This is a genomic window from Escherichia sp. WS33, assembly GCF_046486385.1.
In the GTDB taxonomy this organism is placed as follows: Bacteria; Pseudomonadota; Gammaproteobacteria; order Enterobacterales; family Enterobacteriaceae; genus ECMA0423.
In genome coordinates this window covers 1-5,522 of record NZ_JBJQLJ010000060.1, presented here as the reverse complement: position 1 = coordinate 5,522, position 5,522 = coordinate 1, and the positions used below count along the sequence as shown (strand labels likewise).

The following is a 5,522-nucleotide window of genomic DNA, read 5'->3' as shown; positions in this document are numbered from 1 at the left end:
GTACCAGCGTACGGCCCACAGAATGATGTCACGCTGAAAATGCCGGCCTTTGAATGGGTTCATGTGCAGCTCCATCAGCAAAAGGGGATGATAAGTTTATCACCACCGACTATTTGCAACAGTGCCCGTTCTCATAATGCGATACACCCGCTTTGCATTAACCACAGGCAGGCCGTCCCGCTCCGACTCCCGTCGCAGCAGCGCCCACACACGGCGATAACCATACGTCGGCAGGTCAGCCACCGCCATGTTTATCCGGGACAATACGGTGGTATCGTCAGAACGGGGCTGCCGTCTGCGATCCTGTCAGTCAGATGGCCGGTGAACCCGAATGCTCAACTGCGCACGCGACACGCTAAGACTTCTGCAAACGTCGCTTATTCGTCGTTCCCAGGCAACGAGGGCGCATGCGCAATCCATTTTTTTGCCCGGCCGAACTCCACGGCCTCTTTGAGTATCTCGGCTTCCATCGTCTTTTTGCCCAGAAGGCGCTGGAGTTCGCGAATTTGCTTATTGGCGGCAGCGAGTTCGGAGGCCGGCACCACTTCCTCGCCCGATGCAACAGCCGTCAGTGAACCGTCTTAATATTGCTTGCGCCATTTGAATATCTGGTTTGCATTGATGCCATGCAGGCGCGCGACATGAGACACGGTCATACCGGGCTCCATAGTCTGCTGAATAATGGCAATTTTTTCCTGCGGTGTACGACGCCGACGCCGCTCAGGTCCTGATAACACTTCAACCATCTTATCGTTCTGACTGGTATTAAACATAGTTCCAAGACTACCTCTTATTTTAAGAGAGTCGAAGTGTCTGGTGATCTATGGGGCCAGTCTAGCCCTCTTCCAAGTGTAGGGAGATATAGTCAAAGTTTGCTTCTCCGCCGATGAGTCCGCCCTGCGTCGGATAGTCCGATTTTTTACCGGCGAAGCACGGCTCTCCTAACCCTATCTAAAGCGAATAACTTTTTTCAACAGGGCCGCGTGCCAATGCAAGAGCGATAGGCGCTCTACGCGCCAATTTGACCACTTAAAACAGGTAAATTGAGGGGTTGTAATGTGTTGATGTAACAGGCTTTTATTTTAATGTCTTGGCATATGTATAATGGTAGTCTAGCCCTCCTTTCAACAAGGAGTACTCATGGAAACCTACAATCATACATATCGGCACCACAACTTTTCACATAAAGACTTAAGTGATCTCACCTTCACCGCTTGCACATTCATTCGCAGCGACTTTCGACGTGCTAACTTGCGTGATACGACATTCGTCAACTGCAAGTTCATTGAACAGGGTGATATCGAAGGCTGCCACTTTGATGTCGCAGATCTTCGTGATGCAAGTTTCCAACAATGCCAACTTGCGATGGCAAACTTCAGTAATGCCAATTGCTACGGTATAGAGTTCCGTGCGTGTGATTTAAAAGGTGCCAACTTTTCCCGAACAAACTTTGCCCATCAAGTGAGTAATCGTATGTACTTTTGCTCAGCATTTATTTCTGGATGTAATCTTTCCTATGCCAATATGGAGAGGGTTTGTTTAGAAAAATGTGAGTTGTTTGAAAATCGCTGGATAGGAACGAACCTAGCGGGTGCATCACTGAAAGAGTCAGACTTAAGTCGAGGTGTTTTTTCCGAAGATGTCTGGGGGCAATTTAGCCTACAGGGTGCCAATTTATGCCACGCCGAACTCGACGGTTTAGATCCCCGCAAAGTCGATACATCAGGTATCAAAATTGCAGCCTGGCAGCAAGAACTGATTCTCGAAGCACTGGGTATTGTTGTTTATCCTGACTAATTGCTTTGATGTGTGATTTTAAACGCTCAAATTTATAAAACGAATAATATTGTCAACCTTGCAATAATAGACATAGGGACAACCATGTATAAATTTTTACCCTCAGGCGTCTTCACAATAGAGCCATATAGCAGTGGGTCACTTAGTGGGCTTAATTTTTCCATTAAAGATAATATTAATATTGCTCAGTATAAAACATCATATGGTAGCCCATCTTGGCAAGTAAACATAAGGCTGCCATTTATAAGGCACTGTTGCAAAAATGTGGAGGTGATAGGGGTACTACGCCGGAACCCCAGATTTTTCCGTCCGTTCAAATTATCCACGGTTGAGCAGCTTGATCCCGTCCGCCCGCAGTTGACCAACAGGGGAAATATGCCTGTACAAAGTTTGCCGGGTTATCCCAAGTTCCTGGCATAGCGTACTGACCTTTGTTTCTGATTGTCCCATTGATGCCATTGCCAGTCGCAGTTTGACTGGCGTCATTTTATAAGGTCGGCCGCCGTTCCGCCCACGGGCTCTTGCTGATGCCAGACCTGCAGTCGTTCTTTCAGCAATCAGTTCGCGCTCAAACTCCGCCAGTGCGGCAAAGATACCGAAGACAAGCTTGCCAGCGGCCGTTGTTGTGTCGATAGTCGCCCCGTGACCGGTCAGCACTTTCAGACCGGTCCCCCTCGCGGTCAGGTCGTGCACTGTATTAATGAGATGACGAAGATCACGACCGAGGCGGTCCAGCTTCCATACGACCGAGAGCATAAAAAATATTGGGGCAGCGTGAGCTATGCTGCCATCGCTGGTCCCTTCCCGTCACTTTGAAAACCCGGATACCAGCAGACAAATTTATCCTGCAGTTCGTTATTCAAAACGGCGGTCCGGGTCTGTAACAAATAATGAGCCCCTTTTCTGCTCCACTGCATCTGCTGCTTTTTGGCCATTCGTCTGGCGATCACTTCATTGATCGTGGATTCCACAAACGCGGTTGATACCGGCTCTCCGTACCGACGCATTTCGCCGTAGTTTGGGATCATCATCTTATTATTCCGGATGTAGGTATACATTTCATCCAGATGTTTTTGCAGGGATTTCAGGCTAGGATAGCTGAGTTCAGGGTCATCGCAATACATAACGCAATTATCAATATGTTCCAGCGCAGCGACAACATTGCCATGCCAGAGATATCGTTTAATGCTTTCCAGCAGTGCCAGAACTTTACTCCCCGCCTCTGGATCTGATACCAGCAGTCCCCGGGCATATTGCATGAGCACCTTCAGCCTCATGGTGATATGAAACCAGTCCAGCACATGCGTTGACTCAGGGTACATACCGAACTGGAGGTCCCTGAGATTATCCGCGCCGTCGGACAGAAAAAATATCTGCTGGTTGGCCTGCATTCCCTGCGCTGAAAGGTGGGTCATGAGCCTGCGTTCCGGATGACAGTCATCCTTCTGAACAAAACCGAAGCGGCGGGTGTCAGCAGGCGCACCAACGGAAAAAGACTTCCCGGCAATAATTTCAAAATTACGCTTTTTGTCATCCCGATCGCGAACATAACCACCATCTATACCCACCACAAGCGGTTTTCCTGGCCTGGGCAGGTTCCCCCAGTCGCGGGGGCAGCCGGAAAGAAAACCTGAATGAGCTTCAGCCTCAGCGTCAAGACGCTGCGCCACCTGGCATAAATGATTCCTCACCGTTGAGGCATTCAGGCTGTGGCCCACCGGCAGAATATCTTTCAGCAGACGAGTCGTCATTTCATAGGAGATCATCGAGGCCCAGCGGGTTTCAATATATTTCAGTGCCGGGTGAGAATAATCGCCGGCCCAGTCGCTGAGCAAACTGACTGTCTTTGTATCACTCTCTTCACAACGGCACCGGTACACCCGAAGCCCGGATACCGGAATAACGCCAAACAGCGTCCGGTACCGTATTTTCTGTTTGCCTTTGATTCTGCGCGCAGCAAGGCAGTGAGGGCACCGGATATGGTGTTGAGTATATTCGTCTGCCTGCAGCTGGACCACCGACTGCTGGACCGTATTCAGCAACAGCTTGGATTCTGACACCGATAATCCGATGTCGTTCCGGGTCTCCCCTGATTTCTGGATTGTCATCAGTTCCTCCGTTCGACTGGAGCCTGATTCATCGGTGATGACTATCTGGAGCGTCAGTTGCATCATTGCCTCCTGCTGTGGTGGATGACTATCTCCCGGCTACTGGTTGTTCATCTGGTGACGAAGCTTATAATATGTGGAAACGCCAAGGCCCGCATGGTCGCAGGCGATCCTGAGCCTGACCCCTCTGCTTCTGAGTGCGTCAATTTCCTGGATCTTTTTGATATCGGCGCCGGGGCGCCCTGTTTTTTCACCCCGTGCTTTTTTCGCGGCGATGCCGTCGGCCTGCCTTTCCTTCAGTAAGGCTCGTTCAAACTGGCTGAATGCCGACATCATGTGCAGCTGCAGTTCCTGCATCGGATTGTTTGTGCCGGCGCTGAACGTCAGCTGCTCTTTCAGAAAAATAAGGGTAACGCCCTGGTCACGAAGCCGGGTGGTGACAGCGCACATATCCGACATATTCCGGCAAAGGCGATCGATGGAATGAACCAGAAGCGTATCACCAGGGCGTAATTGCCCCAGGAGTTCCTGTAACCCCGGGCGGTTTGTGTCCTTCGCGCTGGCATGCTCAACACAAATTTTATCAGGCTGAAAACCCGCCTTTGACAATGCCTCTTCCTGACGGGCCGTATTCTGATCGGCCGAGCTTACCCTGATGTAGGCATATTGCACGCAAAACCTCCGGAAGGTCTTTAAACATCATAGAGATTTAAAGAATAATCCATAAACACTGATTTAGGGAGGTTTATAGACATTTTTTCGGGGATCTGAGAGGCATGCTGAAAACGTATACCTTTATAGACATCAGTCAGCGACGACGGCCCAGCCAGATAACTTCAGGCTCCAGTACCGGAGATGCAAGGTCGAGCCTGCTCAGTTGCCGGTTGATTTTGTGGCGGTTGAACCTGACAGCATCCAGGTCGTCAGCAAAAGGGCGGATCTCGCCGACCGTTGTTTCATCATCCGCATTAACGATAGCTTCAAGAAACGCCAGGGTTTTATCGAACTCATCCGCAGCTGTGGCTCCGGGCATACCATGGCCGCTTATACAAAACGGCGCTTTCAGCGTAGAGTTTTCATAAATGGCCTCAACACGAATGTCATGAAGCCAGTGCTCAAAGAAATTGTATTCATAGGTAAAGCGATCGCCAGCATCAAAAGCAAAATCATCAATCACGACCCGGAACGGATTATCGACAAAACCGATGCCTCCTTCGTAGGAGATACCGTAATCTTTGCCATAAATGTGAAATTGATGGAGATGGTCGTCCCCCCAGCCCTGCACTATCTGGAAAATGAAGTGAAGCGCGGCCAGTGACGTGTCGGCAGCAATTCTCAGCCGACGCCAGACCATCGGACTGACTCCATGAACTGCTATTTTGATGACGTAGATCTTCATAGTCAGCAGGTATTGTTATGAAATGATGGTGGTTATTTTAACCCCTGTAGATGGCATCATTCGATGGCTGCCCCGAGGTTTTTCATGCTCTCCTATCTCATCTGCGCAAGGCAGAACGTGAAGACGGCCGCCCTGGACCTCGCCCGCGAGCGCCAGGCGCACGAGGCCGGCGCGCGGACCCGCGCCACGGCCCACGAGCGGACGCCGCAGCAGGAGCG

At 50.4% G+C, this 5,522-nt stretch carries 4 protein-coding genes and 3 pseudogenes; 2 read left to right on the top strand and 5 right to left on the bottom strand.

Annotated elements, in window-relative coordinates:
- Positions 1–129: 129 nt before the first annotated feature.
- Positions 130–746 (bottom strand): annotated as a pseudogene (locus tag ACJHXA_RS23415) (transposase); the annotation flags it as partial.
- A gap of 394 nt (positions 747–1,140) precedes the next feature.
- Here ACJHXA_RS23415 and ACJHXA_RS23410 point away from each other — a divergent pair.
- Positions 1,141–1,797, top strand: a complete 657-nt coding sequence (locus ACJHXA_RS23410; protein ID WP_001516695.1) for a quinolone resistance pentapeptide repeat protein QnrS1 — start codon at positions 1,141–1,143, stop codon at positions 1,795–1,797.
- A gap of 318 nt (positions 1,798–2,115) precedes the next feature.
- Here the strand turns inward: ACJHXA_RS23410 and ACJHXA_RS23405 are convergent.
- The 4 genes and pseudogenes from ACJHXA_RS23405 to ACJHXA_RS23390 form a co-directional block, all read right to left on the bottom strand.
- Positions 2,116–2,544 (bottom strand): annotated as a pseudogene (locus tag ACJHXA_RS23405) (recombinase family protein); the annotation flags it as partial.
- Positions 2,545–2,576: 32 nt separating this feature from the next.
- Positions 2,577–3,968 (bottom strand): ISKra4-like element ISKpn19 family transposase, encoded by a 1,392-nt coding sequence (locus ACJHXA_RS23400; protein ID WP_001493761.1) that lies wholly within the window; start codon positions 3,966–3,968, stop codon positions 2,577–2,579.
- Positions 3,969–4,004: 36 nt separating this feature from the next.
- Complete coding sequence (locus tag ACJHXA_RS23395) at positions 4,005–4,577, bottom strand: recombinase family protein (protein WP_001493762.1); 573 nt, start codon at positions 4,575–4,577, stop codon at positions 4,005–4,007.
- 136 nt (positions 4,578–4,713) lie between these two features.
- Positions 4,714–5,304: a plasmid pRiA4b ORF-3 family protein gene (locus tag ACJHXA_RS23390; RefSeq protein ID WP_012477564.1), complete on the bottom strand. Its 591-nt coding sequence runs from the start codon at positions 5,302–5,304 to the stop codon at positions 4,714–4,716.
- Positions 5,305–5,421: 117 nt separating this feature from the next.
- On the opposite strand from ACJHXA_RS23390, the pseudogene ACJHXA_RS23385 reads away from it, so the two are divergent.
- Positions 5,422–5,522: pseudogene (locus ACJHXA_RS23385) on the top strand (relaxase); the annotation flags it as partial.